The sequence below is a fragment of the Streptomyces sp. NPDC002754 genome (assembly GCF_053592315.1).
In genome coordinates, this window is the sequence record NZ_JBSFVM010000027.1 from 1 (window position 1) to 17,282 (window position 17,282).

The following is a 17,282-nucleotide window of genomic DNA, read 5'->3' on the forward strand; positions in this document are numbered from 1 at the left end:
GCGTCCGTGGCGAGCGCGCGGGCCAGGCCCACACGCTGCTGCATACCGCCGGACAGCTCGTCGGGGAAGGACTTCTCCCACCCCTCCAGACCGGCCAGACGCAGCGCCTCGATCGCCCGCTCCTCGCGCTCGGCGCGCGGAACGCCCTGCACCTCCAGGCCGTAACCCGCGTTCTCCATGACGGAGCGGTGCGGGAACAGCGCGAAGTGCTGGAAGACCATGCTGATCTTGTGGGAGCGGACCTCGCGCAGCTCCTTGGGAGCCAGCGTCGTCAGGTCCTGCCCGTCGAACGTCACCTGTCCCGACGTCGGGTCCAGGAGTCCGTTGAGCATCCTGAGCAGGGTCGACTTGCCCGATCCCGACAGGCCCATGACGACGAAGATCTGACCGGGCTCGACGGTGAACGACGCGTCGATCACGGCGGCCGTGGTTCCCTCGGCGCGCAGCTCCTCACGGTCCGCGCCGCCGCGGAGCCTCTCCACAGCCTTCTGTTGTCGCCCACCGAACACCATGTAAAGGTGTTCGGCCACCAGTCTGGAGGACACACCGACCTCTATTCTCTTTGACCTGTGAAAGGTTGAAAAGCCATACACACGGCTCAAGGTCGCGCCTGCCCCCGTCTGACCAGCGCAAACAAAAAGTGCCGGTCGAGATAATCTCGACCGGCACTCCGTGAGTGTCCGAGGGGGGACTTGAACCCCCACGCCCGATAAAGGGCACTAGCACCTCAAGCTAGCGCGTCTGCCATTCCGCCACCCGGACAAGGTGCGCTCGACACGGGGCGTACCCCGCGGCGACACCTCAACAATACCAAGGTTTCGGAGTGGCTTTCACGTGCGTATATCGGTGCCCTACCGGACACGGAGCGTTACTTCTTGATGCCGATGCCCTTCGGGTTCAGGTGGGCGATGTGGCCGCTCTCCGTACCGGCCGACGGGTCGATCACGCAGTCGATGAGCGCGGGGCCGCCGGAGGCGATGGCCTCGGTGAGGGCGGCCGTGACCTCGGCGGGGGTGGTGGCCCGGTAGCCCTTGCCGCCGAAGGACTCGATCATCCGGTCGTGGCGGGCGGCGCTCATGAGGGTGGTGGGGGCGGGGGCGTCGGTGATGGTCTCGTCGCCCTTGTAGACGCCGCCGTTGTTCATGATCACGGTGACGACCGGCAGGTGGTAGCGGCAGATCGTCTCCAGCTCCATGCCGCTGAAGCCGAAGGCGCTGTCGCCCTCGATGGCGACGACGGGCGCTCCGCCGCTCTCGACGGCGGCCGCGATCGCGTAGCCCATGCCGATGCCCATGACTCCCCAGGTCCCGGAGTCGAGGCGGCGGCGCGGGTGGTGCATGTCGATGACGTTGCGGGCGATGTCGAGGGTGTTGGCACCCTCGTTGACGATGTACGTCTCCGGGTGCTGGTGGACGACGTCGCGGACCGCCTTGAGCGCACCCATGAACTGCATGGGGTGCGGGTCGGCCTCCAGGCGCTTGGCCATCTTGGCGACGTTCTGCGCGGAGCGGTCGCCCAGTTCCTCGCGCCAGGCGGTCGACGCCGCGATCTGGCCGGGCTTGGTGCGGTCGGCGAGCTGGTCCAGGACCGACTCGATGTCACCGACGAGCGGGGCCGCGATCGGCTGGTTGGAGTCCAGTTCCCGGGACTCGATGTCGACCTGGATGAATTTCGCGTCCGGGTTCCAGCCGCGTTCGCCGTGGTTGAGCAGCCAGTTGAGGCGGGCGCCGACCAGCATCACGACGTCGGCCTTCTTCAGGGCGAGGGAGCGGGCCGTCGCCGCCGACTGCGGGTGGTCGTCGCGGAGCAGGCCCTTCGCCATCGACATCGGTACGTACGGGATGCCCGTGGACTCGATGAGGTTGCGGATCTTGTCGTCCGCCTGGGCGTAGGCCGCGCCCTTGCCGAGGACGATCAGCGGGCGCTCCGCGTTCTCCAGGAGGTCGATCGCGCGGTCCACCGCCTCGGGTGCGGGCAGCTGGCGCGGGGCCGGGTCGACGAGGCGGGAGAGGGTCCGCTCCCCCGCCTCCTTGTCCATGACCGAGCCGAGGACCGCCGCCGGGATGTCGAGGTAGACGCCGCCAGGGCGGCCGGAGATCGCCGTGCGCAGGGCGCGGGCGATGCCGCGGCCGATGTCCTCGACGCGGCTGACGCGGTACGCGGCCTTCACGAAGGGCTGGGCGGCGGCGAGTTGGTCCATCTCCTCGTAGTCGCCCTGCTTGAGGTCGACGAGGTGGCGCTCGCTCGACCCGGAGATCTGCACCATCGGGAAGCAGTTGGTGGTGGCGTTGGCGAGGGCGACCAGGCCGTTGAGGAAGCCGGGGGCCGAGACCGTGAGCGCGATGCCGGGCTTCTTGGTGAGGTAGCCGGCGATCGCGGCGGCGTGGCCCGCGTTCGACTCGTGACGGAAGCCGATGTAGCGGATGCCCTCGGCCTGCGCGAGGCGGGCGAGGTCGGTGACGGGGATGCCCACGAGTCCGTAGATGGTGTCGACGTCGTTCTTCTTCAGGGCGTCGACGACGAGGTGGTAGCCGTCGGTGAGCTCGGTCGGCGCGTCGGCTCCTGCCGCGGCCTCGGCGGTTTGGTCGGCGGTCGAGTCAGCGGTCATGATCCGAGTTCCTCCTTGGACGGGTCTCCTGTTCTCACCTTCGACAGGCGGCGGCGCCTCGTCCAAGACCCATCGGCTTCCAGGCGATAACCGGCGTCTATCGAGAGTCAAGCGTGCGCCAAATCCCCTGCTGGGGTGGGTCTTTGGGGGTTGATAAGCGGTTGCTATCGGGTGTTCGTGAGTGCGTATTGGACGTGTGCGGCCGCTGACCGCACGCTCGCTGAGGACGGGAGGTGGAAGGCATGGCCACATCGGCCCTGACCGTCACGGGGCTCGCCGATCTCCTCGACCGGCAGGCCCGTGCGCGGCCCCACGCCCCGGCGCTCGTCGTCGGCGCCGAGCGGGTTCCCCTGTCGTACGAGGCGTTGGACGCGCTCGCGGACCGGATGGCGGAGCGGATCGTCGGGGCGGGGCTGAGCGCCGGTGATGTGCTCGGTCTCGTCGCGGGCAATACCGCGGAGTTCGTGGCCGCGTTGCTCGGGGCGGGACGTGTGGGGGTGGTGGCCGCGCCTCTGGATCCGGGTCTTTCGGATGCCGAACTCCGGTTTCGGGTTGGCGAGTTGGGGGCGCGCGCCGTACTTGGCGCCGATGGGATCGCCGGTACCGACGCGGCACCGCACAGGAGGCAGGAGGACGCGCTCGTCCTGTTCACCGCGGGGGCCACGGGGCGTGCCCGCATGGTGCCGCTCACGCACACCAATGTGGCGGCGTCCGTCCACAACGTCTGTGCCACCTACGCGTTGGGGCCCGAGGACGCGACCGTCGCGGTCATGCCGTTCTTCCACGGGCACGGTCTTTTCGCGTCGCTTCTGTCCACGCTCGCCAGCGGGGGGCGGGTGCTGCTGCCCGCGGGTGGGCGGTTCTCGGCGGAGACGTTCTGGGCGGATCTGCGGGCGGCGGGGGCGAGTTGGTTCACTGCGGTGCCGACGATCCATGAGGCGCTGCTCGATCGGTCGTCGGAGGCGGCGGACCTGGGCGGCGTGGGTGACCTGGGTGACCTGGGAGCGCCGCCGCCGTTGCGTTTCGTGCGCAGTTGCGGTGCGTCGCTCAACGCTGCGTCCCAGCGGGCGCTTGAGCGGATGTTCGGGGCGCCGCTGCTGTCCGCGTACGGGGTGACCGAGGCCGCGCACCAGATCGCCAGTGAGCCGCTGCCGGAGCGCGGGCCGCTCAAACACGGGACGGTGGGGCGGGCGACCGGGGTACGGCTGCGCGTCGTCGACCGGGACGGGAGGGTGTGTCCGGCCGGGGTGCGGGGGGAGGTGTGGGTGTCGGGGCCGAGCGTGGCGGGTGACGGGTGGTTGCGTACGGGGGACCTGGGGTCGCTCGATGAGGACGGGTATCTGTCCCTTGCCGGACGGATCGAGAGCCTGATCGTGCGGCGGGGGCTGACGATCTCCCCGGAGTACGTGGAGGATGTGCTGGCCGGGTGCCCGTCGGTCGCGGAGGCGGCGGTGTTCGCGGTGGGTGGGGAGGGGATTGGGGCGGCGGTTGTGGTGCGGGGCGGAGAGTGTGTGGAGGTGGGTGAGGTGTTGCGGTACTCGCGCGAGCGGTTGGCTGCCGCCGAGGTGCCGGATCGGGTCGTGTTCGTGTCCGGTCTGCCTCGGACTGCGCAGGGAGGGTTGGACCGGGGGGCGGTGCGGGAGCGGTACGGGTGAGTCGACGTCACGGGGCTCTGCCCCGGACCCCGCGCCTCAATCGCCGGCGGGGCTTGATGTGCCCGTACCGCCGCACCGGCTCGAAAGGCCTGCTCAATCGCCGCAGGGGCTTGAATAACCGACCCCCGCCGGGCTCGGATGATCCACTCCCCGCCGGGCTCAGATGATCCAATCGCCGGCGGGGTTTGATCTATCAAGCCCCGCCGGCGATTGAGGCGGTCTTTCCAGCCCCGTCGGGGATTGAGGCGATTCAGCCCCGCCGGCCGATGGGCACTTCAAGCCCCGCCGGCGATTGAGGCGCGGGGTCCGGGGCGGAGCCCCGAGGCGTCGGCCGCGGTGCCGGTTGCTCAATCGCCGCAGGGGCTTGGGCTGCCGACCTGGGCCGGGACCCGGTGGGCGAAGACCTCGTCCAGGTTCAGGGCTGTCGCCGCGTTGACGAAGGCGCGGGCCGCCACCGAACCCGGCGTGCCCGCGTGGATGGCCACCGAGACCTGGGCCCCGGCCTCCGGGTCGACCAGTGGGAGCGCTCGTGTACGGCCGTCCACCGGCATCGCGCGGAGCCATGTGTGGGGCACGACGCTCGCCCATTCACCGCCGCCCACATGTGCGTACAGGGAGGCGATGGAGTCGGTCTCGACCTGTGGGGTGACCTCCAGGCCCTTGTTCGCGAAGACCTTGTCGATGATCTGGCGGATGCGCATGTCGGGTGTCAACAACGCCAGGGGGAGTTGCGCCGCGTCCGCCCACGTCAGGCTTCCGGTACTGGACTTGAACTGGTCGTCCGGAACCAGGAGGAGGTAGCGCTCCTGGTAGAGGGGGACCACTTGGAGGCCCTCCTGGTCGTCCGGGTCGAAGTGGGCGATGGCCACGTCGAGTTCGAAGTCGCGGAGCTGGCGGTGGAGCTCCTTCGTCGACAGACGGGAGCGGACCTGGACCTTCGCCAGGGGGTGCGCCGAGCAGAACGCGCCGACCGGGAGGGCCAACGTCGTGGACGCCGTGGGGTCCGTGCCCAGGCGGAGCGTCCCCGTGATGCCCGACTGGACCGCCGCCACCTCCGCCTTGAACGCGTCCTGTTCCGCGAGGATCCGTTTCGCCCACACCACCAGGCGCTCGCCCTCCGGGGTGAGGCCCTGGTAGTTGTGGCCGCGGTTGATCAGCGTGACGTTCAGCTCGCGTTCCAGCTTGGCGATCGCCGCCGAGAGCGCGGGCTGGGAGACGTAGCAGGACTCGGCGGCGCGTGCGAAGTGGCGTTCACGGGCCACCGCCACGAAGTACTCCAACTGCCGGAACAGCATGTACGTCTCCTCTGCCACGTGATCTTCATCCGTAGCGTGCTACGGCAGCACGGTGCGTGCCAATAGGTCGGTCGCCGCGTGGATGGCACGCAGCGTGGGTGCCTCGGCGCCGGTGATGTCGGCCATCTCCACGACCGCCGTGACGATCGCGTCGAGCTCCAGCTGCTTTCCCGCCTCCAAGTCCTGGAGCATGGACGTCTTGTGGGCGCCTACGCCCTCGGCTCCGCGCAGGCGCTTCTCGATGGAGATCTCGGGTGTCGAGCCGACGCGGGCCGCGATGTCGAGGATCTCCTCCATGACATGAGCCACCATCGCGCGTGTCAGGGGGTGGCGGCACATGTCTGTCATGGTGGCTCGGGTCAGCGCACTGATCGGGTTGAAGGCCGCGTTACCCATCAGCTTGATCCAGATGTCGTCGCGCAGGTTCCGCTCGACGGGGCACTTGAGGCCGCCCGCGACCATGGCCTCGCTCAGGTCCGTGCAACGGCGCGAGACACTGCCGTCCGGCTCGCCGATGGAGAAGCGGGTGCCTTCCAAGTGCCGTATGACGCCCGGGGATTCGATGACCGTGGCTGGGTAGACCACGCAGCCGATCGCGCGCTCGGGCGGCAGTACTTTGCTCGTCGCGCCGCCCGGGTCGACCGCCTCGATGCGGCGGCCCTCGTACGGGCCCGTGAGGCGGTGGAAGTACCACCACGGGACGCCGTTCTGGCCGGCCACCAGCGCGGTGTGCTCGCCGAGCAGCGGGGCGACGAGCGAGCCGCACGACGGGTACGAGTGGGCCTTGAGGCCGAGGAACACGTAGTCCACGTGGCCGATCTCGCTCGGGTCGTCGGTGGCATGCGGGTGGGCGGTGAAGTCGCCGCGCGGGCTGAGCACGCGGACGCCTTCGGCCTGGATGGCGCGCAGATGGTCCCTGCGGGCGACGAGGTGCACATCCGCGCCGCCGCGGTGGAGGGCCGCGCCCACGTACGCGCCGATGGCTCCGGCGCCGACAACTGCGATCTTCATCGTGGTGCCTCCTGGCTTCGAGGGTGTGGAGGTACGCACATGTCACCGGGCGCGCGCCGCACAGCACGCGGAACCGACGACACATGGAGAAGTGGGTGCGGCCGCCGCGCGTGCCCTGGCGCGCGGCGGCCGCTGGGAAGGTGGCCGGGACGGTCTCAGCGCATGAGTTTCACGGCCGAGACCACGAGCGGATCGAGGCCGCCCGCTCCGTCGTCCACGAGCGCGTAGAGCCGCGTCCGCATCCTCGGGTCCCAGAACCGGGTGAGGTGTCCGGCGATCGCCTCCGCCGCGGCGGCGTCCGGAAGGTGGCCCTGGTGGGCGGCGATGTCGTTCGCCATCCGGCGTTCCGCCGGGACGGTGTGTGCCCCGTCAGTGTGTGTCATGTCAGTCCACCACCGTGACGAGTTCCTCGGCGCCCTGCTGTTCCGCGAGTGCCTTGGGCGCGAGGCCGACCTGTACGGCTGTCACCTTGTACTCCGGGCAGTTGGTGGCCCAGTCGGAGTTCTCCGTCGTCACCACGTTCGCGCCCGTCACCGGGTGGTGGAACGTGGTGTAGACGACGCCCGGTGGCATCCGGTCGGAGATCTGCGCGTGCAGCGCCGTCGCGCCGACGCGGCTGGAGAGGGTGACGAGGTCGCCGTCGGTGATGCCGCGCTCCTCCGCATCGTGGGGATGCACCTCCAGGATGTCCTCGGGGTGCCAGGCGACGTTGCCGGTGCGGCGGGTCTGCGCGCCGACGTTGTACTGGCTGAGGATGCGGCCCGTGGTGAGGACCAGCGGGAAGCGGCGCGTGCTGCGTTCGTTGGTCGGTACGTAGGAGGTGACCACGAACCTGCCCTTGCCGCGCGTGAACGCGTCGACGTGCATGGTCGGTGTGCCCTCGGGGGCCTCCTCGTTGCACGGCCACTGGATGCTGCCGAGCTTGTCGATGAGGTCGAAGGAGACACCGGCGAAGGTCGGGGTGACCGAGGCGATCTCGTCCATGATCTGCGACGGGTGGTCGTAGTCCATGGCGTAGCCCATGGCGGTGGCGATCTCGCACACGATCTGCCACTCGTGCTTGCCCGCCTTCGGTGGCATCACCGACCGCACCCGGTTGACGCGCCGCTCGGCGTTGGTGAACGTGCCGTCCTTCTCCAGGAAGGAGGCGCCGGGCAGGAAGACGTGGGCGAACTTCGCGGTCTCGTTGAGGAACAGGTCCTGGACCACGACGAGTTCCATGGCTTCGAGGGCCGCCGTGACGTGCTGGAGGTTCGGGTCGGACTGGGCGATGTCCTCGCCGTGCACGAACAGGCCGCGGAAGTCGCCGTCGATCGACGCGTCGAACATGTTGGGGATGCGCAGGCCCGGTTCCGGCAGCAGCTCCCGGCCCCACAGGTTCTCGAAGACACCCCGCACGGCGTCGTCGGAGATGTGCCGGTAGCCGGGCAGCTCGTGCGGGAAGGAGCCCATGTCGCAGGAGCCCTGAACGTTGTTCTGCCCGCGCAGCGGGTTGACGCCGACGCCGTCGCGGCCGATGTTTCCGCAGGCCATCGCCAGGTTGGCCATTCCCATGACCATCGTCGAGCCCTGGCTGTGCTCGGTGACACCGAGGCCGTAGTAGATCGCGCCGTTGCCCGCGGACGCGTAGAGGCGGGCCGCCGCGCGCAGGTCGGCGGCGGGGACGCCGCTGATCTCCTCGGTCGCCTCGGGGCTGTTCTCCGGGCGGGCCACGAACTCGGCCCACTCCGCGTACCCCTCGCAGCGCTCCGCGACGAAGTTCTCGTCGGTGAGGCCCTCGGTGACGACGACGTGTGCCATCGCGTTGACGACGGCGACGTTCGTGCTGGGGCGCAGCTGGAGGTGGTGCTGGGCCTCGATGTGCGGGGTGCGCACCAGGTCGATGCGGCGCGGGTCGACGACGATCAGACCGGCGCCCTCGCGCAGCCGGCGCTTCATCCGCGACGCGAACACCGGGTGTCCGTCAGTGGGGTTGGCGCCGATGACCATGATGACGTCGGCCTCGGCGACGGAGCGGAAGTCCTGGGTGCCGGCCGATTCGCCGAAGGTCTGCTTGAGGCCGTAGCCGGTGGGCGAGTGGCAGACGCGGGCGCAGGTGTCGACGTTGTTGTTGCCGAAGGCGGCGCGGACCATCTTCTGGACGACGTACACCTCCTCGTTGGTGCAGCGGGAGGAGGAGATGGCGCCGATGGAGCCCGATCCGTACGTGCCCTGGATCTCGCGGAAGCGGCGCGCGACGGTACCGATGGCCTCGTCCCACTCGACCTCGCGCCACGGGTCGGTGATGCGCTCGCGGACCATGGGCTTGAGTTTGCGGTCGGGGTGGGTGGCGTAGCCGAAGGCGAAGCGACCCTTGACGCAGGAGTGGCCCTCGTTGGCGCCGCCGTCCTTGTGGGGGACCATGCGGACGAGTTCGTCGCCGCGCAGCTCGGCCTTGAACGAGCAGCCGACACCGCAGTACGCGCAGGTGGTGACCACGGACCGGGTCGGCATGCCGAGGTCAACTACGGACTTTTCCTGGAGAGTTGACGTCGGGCAGGCCTGGACGCAGGAGCCGCAGGACACGCACTCGGAGTCCATGAACGACTCCCCCGCGCCCGCCGACACCTTCGACTCGAAGCCGCGCCCCTCGATGGTGAGGGCGAACGTGCCCTGCACCTCGTCACAGGCGCGGACACAGCGCGAGCAGGCGATGCACTTCGACGGGTCGAAGTCGAAGTACGGGTTGGAGGTGTCCTTCTCGGCGTCGAGGTGGTTGGCACCCTCGTAGCCGTAGCGGACCTGGCGCAGACCCACCACGCCTGCCATGTCCTGGAGTTCGCAGTCACCGTTGGCGGGGCAGGTGAGGCAGTCGAGCGGGTGGTCGGAGATGTAGAGCTCCATGACGCCCTGACGGAGCTTCTCCACCTTCGGGGTCTGCGTCTTCACCGACATGCCGTCCGCGCACGGCGTCGTACAGGACGCCGGGGTGCCGCGCCTGCCGTCGATCTCGACGACGCACAGCCGGCAGGAGCCGAACGCCTCCAGGCTGTCGGTGGCGCACAGCTTCGGTACATCGATGCCCGCCTCGGCGGCAGCCCGCATCACGGATGTGCCCTCGGGGACCGTCACCTGTTGTCCGTCGATCTCCACCGAGACCGTGGCCGCTCCGGGGCGTTCCGGAGTGCCGAAGTCGGGTTCCTTCAGAAGCGTCATGCCTGGCCCTCCGTTCGAGTGTTGCCCCGCTGTACGGGGTGGATCTCCAGGAGCCGACGGTCGCCGCGGCCGACGAAGTCGTCGGCGAAGTGCGCGAGCGCGCTGCGCACGGGCATCGGGGTGAGCCCGCCCATGGCACACAGTGAACCATCGGTCATCAGCTCGCACAGGTCCTCGAGCAGCGCGAGATTCTCGTCCTGCTGCTCACCGGCCACGATCCGGTCGATGACCTCGACGCCGCGCACCGAACCGACCCTGCACGGCGTGCACTTGCCGCAGGACTCCTCGGCGCAGAACTCCATCGCGAAGCGGGCCTGCGCCGCCATGTCGACGGTGTCGTCGAAGACGACGACGCCGCCGTGCCCGAGCATCGCCCCGGCCTCGGCGAGCGCCTCGTAGTCCATCGGCAGGTCGAGCCGTTCCTCCGGCAGATACGCGCCGAGTGGCCCGCCCACCTGCACGGCGCGCACGGGTCGGCCGCTGAGGGTGCCGCCGCCGTAGTCCTCGATCAGCTCGCGCAGGGTGATGCCGAAGGCGGTCTCGACGATGCCGCCGCGCTTGATGTTGCCGGCGAGCTGGAAGACCTGGGTGCCGCGGGAGCGGCCGACGCCGAGGTCCTGGTAGGCCTTGGCGCCGTCGGCGAGGACGACGGGGACGGTGGTGAGTGTGAGGACGTTGTTCACCACGGTCGGCCTGCCGAAGAGGCCCTCGATCGCGGGGATCGGGGGTTTCGCGCGGACCATGCCGCGCTTGCCCTCCAGGCTCTCCAGCATGGAGGTCTCCTCGCCGCAGATGTACGCACCGGCGCCGACGCGGATGTGAAGGTCGAAGTCGAGGGACGAGCCGAGGATGCCGGCGCCGAGCCAGCCGCGGCCGCGGGCGATGTCGATCGCGGCGCCCATCGTGGCGATGGCGTCGGGGTATTCGGAGCGGATGTAGATGTAGCCCTCGCGGGCGCCGACGGCGTGGGCGGCGATCGTCATGCCCTCGATGAGGAGGAAGGGGTCGCCCTCCATGACCATGCGGTCGGCGAAGGTGCCGCTGTCGCCCTCGTCGGCGTTGCAGCAGATGAACTTGGTGTCGTCAGCGCAGTCCAGCACCGTCTTCCACTTGATGCCCGCCGGGAAGCCGGCGCCGCCGCGACCGCGGAGCCCGGAGTCGGTGACCTCGGTGACGACGTCGGCGGGCGGCATCTCCAGGGCCGCGCGCAGCCCTTGGAGGCCGCCGTGGGCCTCGTAGTCCTCGGGCGAGAGCGGGTCGGTGATGCCGACGCGGGCGAAGGTGACGCGGTTCTGCCGTGCCAGCCAAGGGAGTTGGTCGACCGGGCCGAGCCGCAGCGGGTGGTCGGCGCCGTCGAGCATTCCGGCGGCGAGGAGGTCGGGGACGTCGTCGGGGGTGACCGGACCGTAGCCGATGCGGCCTTCGGGGGTCACGACCTCCACGAGGGGTTCGAGCCAGAGCAGTCCGCGCGAGCCGTTGCGGACGACGTCGACTCCGAACCCGCCGTCGATCGCGGCGAGTTGGAGTTGCTGCGCCACTTCGTCAGCGCCGACGGAGCGGGCCGCGGCGTCACGGGGGACGTACGCGGTCGTCATGCCGTCCGAAGTCACGTGGTCGGAAGTCACCTCTCACACCGTCCCGTTGAGGATCGCGCCGAGCCGGGCCGGGGTCACGCGCCCGTGCAGCCCGCCGTTCGCCTCCACCGAGGGGCCGAGCGCACAATTGCCGAGACAGAAGACCTGCTCGACCGTGACACCGCCGTCGGCGCTGGTGTCGCCGAGCGTCAGGCCCGACTCCCGTACGTGGCTCAACAGCCGGTCGGCACCCAGGGCCTGGCAGGCTTCGGCGCGGCAGATGCGGACGGTGGAGCGGCCCGCGGGCTCGCGGCGGAAGTCGTGGTAGAAGGTCACCACTCCGTGCACGTCGGCCCTCGACAGGTTGAACTCGTCGGCGAGGACGGGGATCGCCTCCTGCGGTACGCACCCCAACTCGGCCTGCACGGCGTGGAGTACGGGCAACAGCGCGCCGCGCTCGCCGCGGTGCGCCACTGCCGCCCTCCTGACCACGCTCTCGACCGACACGTCCGTCCCGCTGGTCGTCATGATCGCTCCGCCTTCCGTCATGCGGGCCTCCGGCGCGGGTGCAGGAGACCCAGGCACTACCCCATACAGACTTCTGTATACAGAAGCCCGGTGTAAAGGAGTGGGACGAAATCGAGCGGAGTCGATCGGCCGACTTCCGTACACCGGGCGGGTGTTCACGAGGCCACGAGCGCGGGCTCCTGGCCCGGCACTGTGTCCGCCGCGGCGGCCAGTTCGGTCAGCCACGGCAGCACAAGTTCCCGCACCAGCCGTTCGCCGTCCCCGTCCTCGCCGAGCAGGGCCGAGGCCGGTACGCGCACGGGGTCGGCGCAGACCGTCGAGGTCGCGCTGCCGCTCGGCCCCGGTCCCGCGGCCCGGGCCGGCACGTACAGATCGGGGGCGTGGGCCGGGACCAGCCACAGACTCCGGCCTCCGGGGCCGACCTCGGAGGGCCCGGCCCCGGACGGCCCAGTCCCGGACGCCCCGGCCCCGGACAGCCCGCTCGACCAGACGTAGCTGTCGGCCTCCCCTGCCGCGACCACCTGGCGCTTGCGGCCCCGAAGGGTGACGACCTCGCCGGTGCGGCGCGCCGCGAACTCCGGCCCGTCCTCCTCCAGGGCGAGCGAGCACAGGTGGCGCCCGGCGGCGATCTCGGCGCGCACCCAGGCGCCGCCGTGCGCCTCGACGACGGCCACCGCAGCGTAGTGCGAGCGGAGCACGGCCGCGGCGGCCGGACAGACGCGGGCGACGCGCGCCACGACATCGGCGGCCTCGGCCAACCCTCGCCCGCCGCCGCCGAGTTCGGGGGCGACGGTAAGGCCGAGGAGTCCGGCGCGGCCGAGCGCAGTGACGCCGGAGCGGGGGAATCTTCCTTGTGTGCGGGCCGGTTCGCCGCCGGATGCAACGGCGCCGGTCAGGACGTGATCGAGTGCGGTGCGGTACGACACGGGGCGACCCCCTCGTCAGCGATACATGAAGCGGCACATGAGCTGCCGCGATGCGGCGCAGCAATTGCATGCGGTTGGTTGGGTGGAACGGGGCTACGCGGTGATCTCCCGCAACAGCCCCGTCCGAACGTCGAAGACGAATCCGCGGACGTCGTCGGTGTGCGGCAGGAAGGGCGACGTGCGCACCTTCCGCAGGGACTGCCGCACATCCTGGTCGACGTCGGTGAAGCCCTCCACCGCCCACGTCGGCCGCTGGCCGACCTCGCGTTCCAGCTCGTGCCGGAAGTCCTCGCTCAGCGATTCGAGACCGCATCCTGTGTGGTGGATCAGCACCACGCTGCGGGTGCCGAGCGCCCGTTGGCTGATGGCGAGCGAACGGATGGTGTCGTCGGTGACCACACCGCCCGCGTTGCGGACGGTGTGACAGTCGCCGAGTTCCAGGCCGAGCGCGGCGTGCAGGTCGATCCTGGCGTCCATGCAGGCGACGACGGCCACCTCGAGGACCGGGCGGGCGTCCATGCCGGGATCGGTGAACGCGGCGGCGTACCGTTCGTTCGCCTCGACGAGGCGGTCGACCACGGTGCCGTCCATCTCAGATGACACCCTGCTCGACAAGTTGCGCCAACTCCGCGGCATCCAAGCCGAGTTCGTCGGCGTAGATGGCGGAGTTGTGCTCGCCCAGGAGCGGGGAGCCGGAGATGGTGGTCGGCGAGTCGGAGAGTTTGAGCGGGTTGCCGACCGTGGTGTACGAGCCGCGTCCCGAGTGCGGCACCTCGACGACCATGTCATTGGCCACCAGCGACTCGTCCTCGATGATCTCTTTGGTGGAGAGGATCGGGCCGCAGGGGACGTTGTGGGCGTTGAGCTTGTCCAACACCTCCCACTTGGGGAGCGTCGAGGACCACTCCTCGATGAGCTGGAACATCTTGCCCAGCTTCGGAAGGCGCGCCTCCGGCGTCGACCACTCCGGGTCGTCCGCCATCTCCGGCCTGCCTATCAGCTCGGCCATCGGCTTCCAGCCGACGGGCTGGACGATGACGTAGACGTAGTCGTTGGGTCCGCCGGGTGCGCACTTGACGGCCCAGCCGGGCTGTCCGCCGCCGGAGGCGTTGCCGGAGCGGGGCACCTCGTCGCCGAAGTCCTCGTTCGGGTACTCGGCCAACGGTCCGTGCGTGAGGCGCTGTTGGTCGCGCAGCTTGACGCGGCACAGGTTGAGGACCGCGTGCTGCATGGCGACGTTCACGCGCTGCCCGCGCCCGGTGCTCTCGCGCTGGAAGAGCGCCGCCAGGATGCCGGCGACGGTGTGGATGCCGGTGCCGGAGTCACCGATCTGCGCGCCCGTGGCCGTCGGCGGTCCGTCCTCGAAGCCGGTGGTGGCCATCGAGCCGCCCATCGCCTGGGCGACGACCTCGTAGGCCTTGAAGTTGGTGTACGGGCCGTCGCCGAAGCCCTTGATGGAGGCGTAGATGATGCGGGGGTTGATCTCCTGGATGCGGTCCCACGTGAAGCCCATCCGGTCCACGGCGCCCGGTCCGAAGTTCTCCACCATGACGTCCGAGCGGCGGATCAGCTCCGTGAGGATCTCCTTGCCGCGGTCACTCTTAGTATTGAGGGTGATGCTCCGCTTATTGGAGTTGAGCATCGTGAAGTAGAGGGAGTCGACGTCCGGGATGTCACGCAGCTGTTTGCGCGTGATGTCACCGGTCGGCGCCTCCAGTTTGACGACGTCCGCACCCAGCCACGCCAGCAACTGGGTTGCGGACGGGCCCGACTGAACGTGCGTCATATCGAGGACCCGCACGCCCTCAAGAGCCTTGGTCATGATCGACACCCCATCTCTTCGCTTGCGCGTTCGGAGTAAGAAGGTCGGGACGGATACCACTCTTCATACAGTATTCGTCGACTGTATGCAATCCTTGGCGACAGCGAGAACCGGACGGTGCAAGGCAGTTGGGCCGCTGCTTCGCCCGCCTACTTCGCCCTCTGGTGGTACGACGTGCGCGTGTGCTCGGTGTGCGCGCGCATGACCTCCGCCGCGCGGCCCTCGTCCCGGTTCGCGAGCGCCGCGATCAGCTCCCGGTGCTCCGCCCAGGACTGGTGGCCGCGCTGCCGCGCCACCGGCGTGTAGTACCAGCGCACCCGGCGGTCGACCTGTGCGGCCAGCTCCGCGAGAACCTCGTTCGCCGCCAACTCCATTACCGTGCCGTGCAGTTGTGCGTTGAGCGCGACCGCCGCCTCCACGTCGTCCGCCGCGACCGCCCGCTCCCCCGCCTCGCACAGCTCCTCCAGCGCGGCGACCGCGGCGGCGTCGGCCTTGCCCGCGGCGAGCCGTACCGCCTCCGTCTCCAGGAGCTGGCGGACCCTCAGGAGCTGGTCCGCCTCGTCCTCGGTCGGCTCGTGCACGAACGCGCCCTGCGCGGGCCGCAGATCGACCCACCCCTCGGTACTGAGGCGCTGCAGCGCCTCCCGTACGGGCTGCCTCGACACCCCGAGCTGCACCGCGAGTTCCGTCTCGACGAGGTGTGCGCCCGGCGGCAGGACGCGGGTGATGATGAGTTCGAGGAGCGCGCCGTAGACCCGCTCGCGCAGCGGTCCCGGCCGGTCCAGCTTGGGCACCGCACCCTGTGGCAGTCCTGCGGTCGGCAACATCGCGCCCCTTCCGTCCTGCGTCCACGGTGTCTCGATCCACGCTTCTCGCATGGGAGTTGTCGTAGTTCTTGCCGAGGGCAATCCGAGCCTGTACACAGTATCCGGTCGACACATCGTGTGCGCGGGGCGGGCGAGAACTCGCCCCGCGGCACGGCGGCGGGGTCCACGTGCGGCGGGGAGCGCCCCCTGCGCCACGCGGGACCCCGCCGCAGCTGCGTCTACGTCAGGGCATCAGCTGGTACTCGGGGAAGTTGCCCGGCAGCCGCTCCCCCTTCGGCCCTTCGGTGACCGCGCGGACCAGGAGTTCGCCGCCCACGAACGCGCCGCGCCACGACGCCCCGAAGCCGCCGAACAGCTCGTCCCGGTCCCCGCGCGAACGCGGCTTGCCGTGGCCGACCTTGAACGCCCGGATCTGCGGGGCGAGCCGCTCGTACGTCGCCTCGTCGTCGGTGGACAGGGTGGCGACGAGGGCGCCGTTGGACGCGTTCATCGCCGCGAGGAGTTCCGCCTCCGTGTCGACGAGCACGATGGTGTCGACCGGGCCGAACGGCTCGGCGTGGTGCAGCGGCGAGGACGGCGGCGGGCCGAGCAGTGTCACCGGATGCATGTACGCGCTCGTGTCCTGGCCCGGCAGGAACAGCGCCGGGTCGGGGTCGGCGCGGTGCAGCGGGACGGCTCCGCGGTCGATCGCCTCCGCGACCTGGTCGTGCAGTTCCTTCGCCTTCGCCGCGTTGATGAGCGGCCCGAAGTCCAGTGCCGGGTACGGGTCTTCGGGGTGCTCGACGGCCAGCGGGTGGCCGACGCGCAGGGTGCGTACGGCGGGCAGGTAGGCGGCGAGGAAGTCGTCGAAGGCCTCGCGCTGCACGACGAACCGCGGGTAGGCGGTGCAGCGCTGCTTCCCGTAGTCGAACAGCTTGGGCAGGGCGGCCGTCAGCCTGTCCCAGTCGGTGAAGTTCCAGATGCCCCAAGTGTTGAGGCCCTCCTGCTCCAGGATGTGCCGCTTGCCGAGGTCGGCGACGTCCGTGGCGACCGCCGCGCCCGTGTCCCGGCCGCCGACGAAGGATACGCAGCCGATCTCCGGCGCCCGCACGAGCGCCTCGGAGAGCTGCCCGCCGCTGCCGCTGACCAGCGTGACCGGGATGCCCTCGCGGGCGGCGAGCGCGCAGGCCAGGGTGAGGCACGAGACACCGCCGTCGGTGGGTGTCTTGGCGATGACCGCGTTGCCGGCCAGCGCCTGGACCAGCATGGCGTGCACGAGCACGCTCATCGGGTAGTTCCAGCTGGCGATGTTCGACACGGGTCCTGCGAGCGGGGTGCGCTCGCCGAGGATGTCGTCGATGCCGTCGACGTACCAGCGCACGCCGTCGATGGCGCGGTCCACGTCGGCCTGCGCGAGCCGCCACGGCTTGCCGATCTCCCAGACCAGGAGCAGGGCGAGGAGTTCGCGGTGCTCGGTGAGGGCGTCGAGGGTCGCGGCGACGCGGGCGCGCCGCTCGGGAAGCGGGACGTGCCGCCAGGCGCGGTGCTGGTCGAGGGAGGCGCGCACGGCCTGGTGGGCAACGTCGGCGTCGAGTCGGGGCGGGCCCGCGATGGGGCTGCCGTCGACGGGGCTGGTAGCGGGCAGGGCGCGGCCGTCGGCCTGCCAGGCGCCGTCCCACAGGTTCAGGACGCGGTCGTCGCGGAACGCCTCGGGGGCGACGGCGAGACAGCGCTGCCAGGCGTCGGCCCAGGACGTACCGGACTTGAGGGTGGGTGTGTTGAGGGTGATTGCCATGGTCTTCGGTCTCCGCTCACGTTGCACAATCGGGGCGGGGGAACTTGATGGCTGGTGGTGCTGTGGA

At 70.2% G+C, this 17,282-nt stretch carries 14 protein-coding genes and 1 tRNA gene; 1 reads left to right on the forward strand and 14 read right to left on the reverse strand.

What is annotated here, in order from left to right; translation table 11 throughout:
* The 3 genes from ACWD2L_RS32890 to oxc form a co-directional block, all read right to left on the reverse strand.
* Positions 1-512: ATP-binding cassette domain-containing protein (locus ACWD2L_RS32890; protein WP_451192821.1), on the reverse strand; the 512-nt coding region annotated here is incomplete at its 3' end.
* A 165-nt stretch (positions 513-677) separates the two neighbouring features.
* Positions 678-762 (reverse strand) — tRNA-Leu (locus ACWD2L_RS32895).
* Between the two features lie 106 nt (positions 763-868).
* Positions 869-2,608 carry an oxalyl-CoA decarboxylase gene (gene oxc / locus ACWD2L_RS32900; RefSeq protein WP_351342042.1) on the reverse strand — a complete coding sequence of 580 codons (1,740 nt, stop codon included), beginning with the start codon at positions 2,606-2,608 and terminating at the stop codon, positions 869-871.
* Between the two features lie 242 nt (positions 2,609-2,850).
* Between oxc and ACWD2L_RS32905 the strand changes: the two genes are divergently transcribed.
* Positions 2,851-4,263, forward strand: coding sequence for an AMP-binding protein (locus ACWD2L_RS32905; protein ID WP_351342040.1), 1,413 nt, complete (start codon positions 2,851-2,853; stop codon positions 4,261-4,263).
* A gap of 347 nt (positions 4,264-4,610) precedes the next feature.
* Here the strand turns inward: ACWD2L_RS32905 and ACWD2L_RS32910 are convergent, their stop codons facing one another.
* From ACWD2L_RS32910 to ACWD2L_RS32960, 11 genes are all read right to left on the reverse strand, one after another.
* Positions 4,611-5,558, reverse strand: a complete 948-nt coding sequence (locus ACWD2L_RS32910) for a LysR family transcriptional regulator (protein WP_451192824.1) — start codon at positions 5,556-5,558, stop codon at positions 4,611-4,613.
* A 39-nt stretch (positions 5,559-5,597) separates the two neighbouring features.
* Entirely contained in the window at positions 5,598-6,569 is a 972-nt protein-coding gene (locus ACWD2L_RS32915; protein ID WP_351342036.1) for a 2-dehydropantoate 2-reductase, read from the reverse strand.
* Positions 6,570-6,724: 155 nt separating this feature from the next.
* Positions 6,725-6,952 carry a formate dehydrogenase subunit delta gene (locus tag ACWD2L_RS32920; protein WP_351342034.1) on the reverse strand — a complete coding sequence of 76 codons (228 nt, stop codon included), beginning with the start codon at positions 6,950-6,952 and terminating at the stop codon, positions 6,725-6,727.
* Position 6,953: 1 nt separating this feature from the next.
* The gene (gene fdhF, locus ACWD2L_RS32925; protein ID WP_451192789.1) at positions 6,954-9,764 is read right to left on the reverse strand and encodes a formate dehydrogenase subunit alpha; all 2,811 of its coding nucleotides are present in this window, start codon (positions 9,762-9,764) and stop codon (positions 6,954-6,956) included.
* Positions 9,761-11,359, reverse strand: a complete 1,599-nt coding sequence (locus tag ACWD2L_RS32930) for a formate dehydrogenase beta subunit (protein ID WP_351342046.1) — start codon at positions 11,357-11,359, stop codon at positions 9,761-9,763. Before ACWD2L_RS32930 ends, fdhF begins: the two co-directional genes overlap by 4 nt.
* A 33-nt stretch (positions 11,360-11,392) precedes the next feature.
* Positions 11,393-11,887, reverse strand: a complete 495-nt coding sequence (locus ACWD2L_RS32935; protein ID WP_451192792.1) for an NAD(P)H-dependent oxidoreductase subunit E — start codon at positions 11,885-11,887, stop codon at positions 11,393-11,395.
* A 134-nt stretch (positions 11,888-12,021) separates the two neighbouring features.
* Positions 12,022-12,792: an acyl-CoA dehydrogenase family protein gene (locus tag ACWD2L_RS32940; protein WP_351342028.1), complete on the reverse strand. Its 771-nt coding sequence runs from the start codon at positions 12,790-12,792 to the stop codon at positions 12,022-12,024.
* Positions 12,793-12,885: 93 nt separating this feature from the next.
* Positions 12,886-13,428 (reverse strand): beta-class carbonic anhydrase, encoded by a 543-nt coding sequence (locus tag ACWD2L_RS32945; RefSeq protein WP_451192795.1) that lies wholly within the window; start codon positions 13,426-13,428, stop codon positions 12,886-12,888.
* Positions 13,385-14,614: a formyl-CoA transferase gene (gene frc, locus ACWD2L_RS32950; protein WP_351342024.1), complete on the reverse strand. Its 1,230-nt coding sequence runs from the start codon at positions 14,612-14,614 to the stop codon at positions 13,385-13,387. The genes ACWD2L_RS32945 and frc overlap by 44 nt, the downstream gene beginning before the upstream one ends.
* Before the next feature lie 149 nt (positions 14,615-14,763).
* A complete protein-coding gene (locus ACWD2L_RS32955; protein ID WP_451192827.1) occupies positions 14,764-15,438 on the reverse strand; it encodes a GntR family transcriptional regulator in 675 nt (224 codons plus the stop codon).
* 226 nt (positions 15,439-15,664) lie between these two features.
* Positions 15,665-17,215, reverse strand: a complete 1,551-nt coding sequence (locus tag ACWD2L_RS32960; protein WP_351342020.1) for an aldehyde dehydrogenase family protein — start codon at positions 17,213-17,215, stop codon at positions 15,665-15,667.
* Positions 17,216-17,282 lie beyond the last annotated feature (67 nt).

Coding starts and splice junctions, on each gene's coding strand:
- ACWD2L_RS32905 (WP_351342040.1), top strand. CDS start 2,851: ATGGCCACATCGGCCCTGACCGTCACGGGGCTCGCCGATCTCCTCGAC.
- ACWD2L_RS32935 (WP_451192792.1), bottom strand. CDS start 11,887: ATGACGGAAGGCGGAGCGATCATGACGACCAGCGGGACGGACGTGTCG.
- oxc (WP_351342042.1), bottom strand. CDS start 2,608: ATGACCGCTGACTCGACCGCCGACCAAACCGCCGAGGCCGCGGCAGGA.
- ACWD2L_RS32915 (WP_351342036.1), bottom strand. CDS start 6,569: ATGAAGATCGCAGTTGTCGGCGCCGGAGCCATCGGCGCGTACGTGGGC.
- frc (WP_351342024.1), bottom strand. CDS start 14,614: ATGACCAAGGCTCTTGAGGGCGTGCGGGTCCTCGATATGACGCACGTT.
- ACWD2L_RS32930 (WP_351342046.1), bottom strand. CDS start 11,359: ATGACGACCGCGTACGTCCCCCGTGACGCCGCGGCCCGCTCCGTCGGC.
- ACWD2L_RS32920 (WP_351342034.1), bottom strand. CDS start 6,952: ATGACACACACTGACGGGGCACACACCGTCCCGGCGGAACGCCGGATG.
- fdhF (WP_451192789.1), bottom strand. CDS start 9,764: ATGACGCTTCTGAAGGAACCCGACTTCGGCACTCCGGAACGCCCCGGA.
- ACWD2L_RS32945 (WP_451192795.1), bottom strand. CDS start 13,428: ATGCCGCGGAGTTGGCGCAACTTGTCGAGCAGGGTGTCATCTGAGATG.
- ACWD2L_RS32960 (WP_351342020.1), bottom strand. CDS start 17,215: ATGGCAATCACCCTCAACACACCCACCCTCAAGTCCGGTACGTCCTGG.
- ACWD2L_RS32910 (WP_451192824.1), bottom strand. CDS start 5,558: ATGCTGTTCCGGCAGTTGGAGTACTTCGTGGCGGTGGCCCGTGAACGC.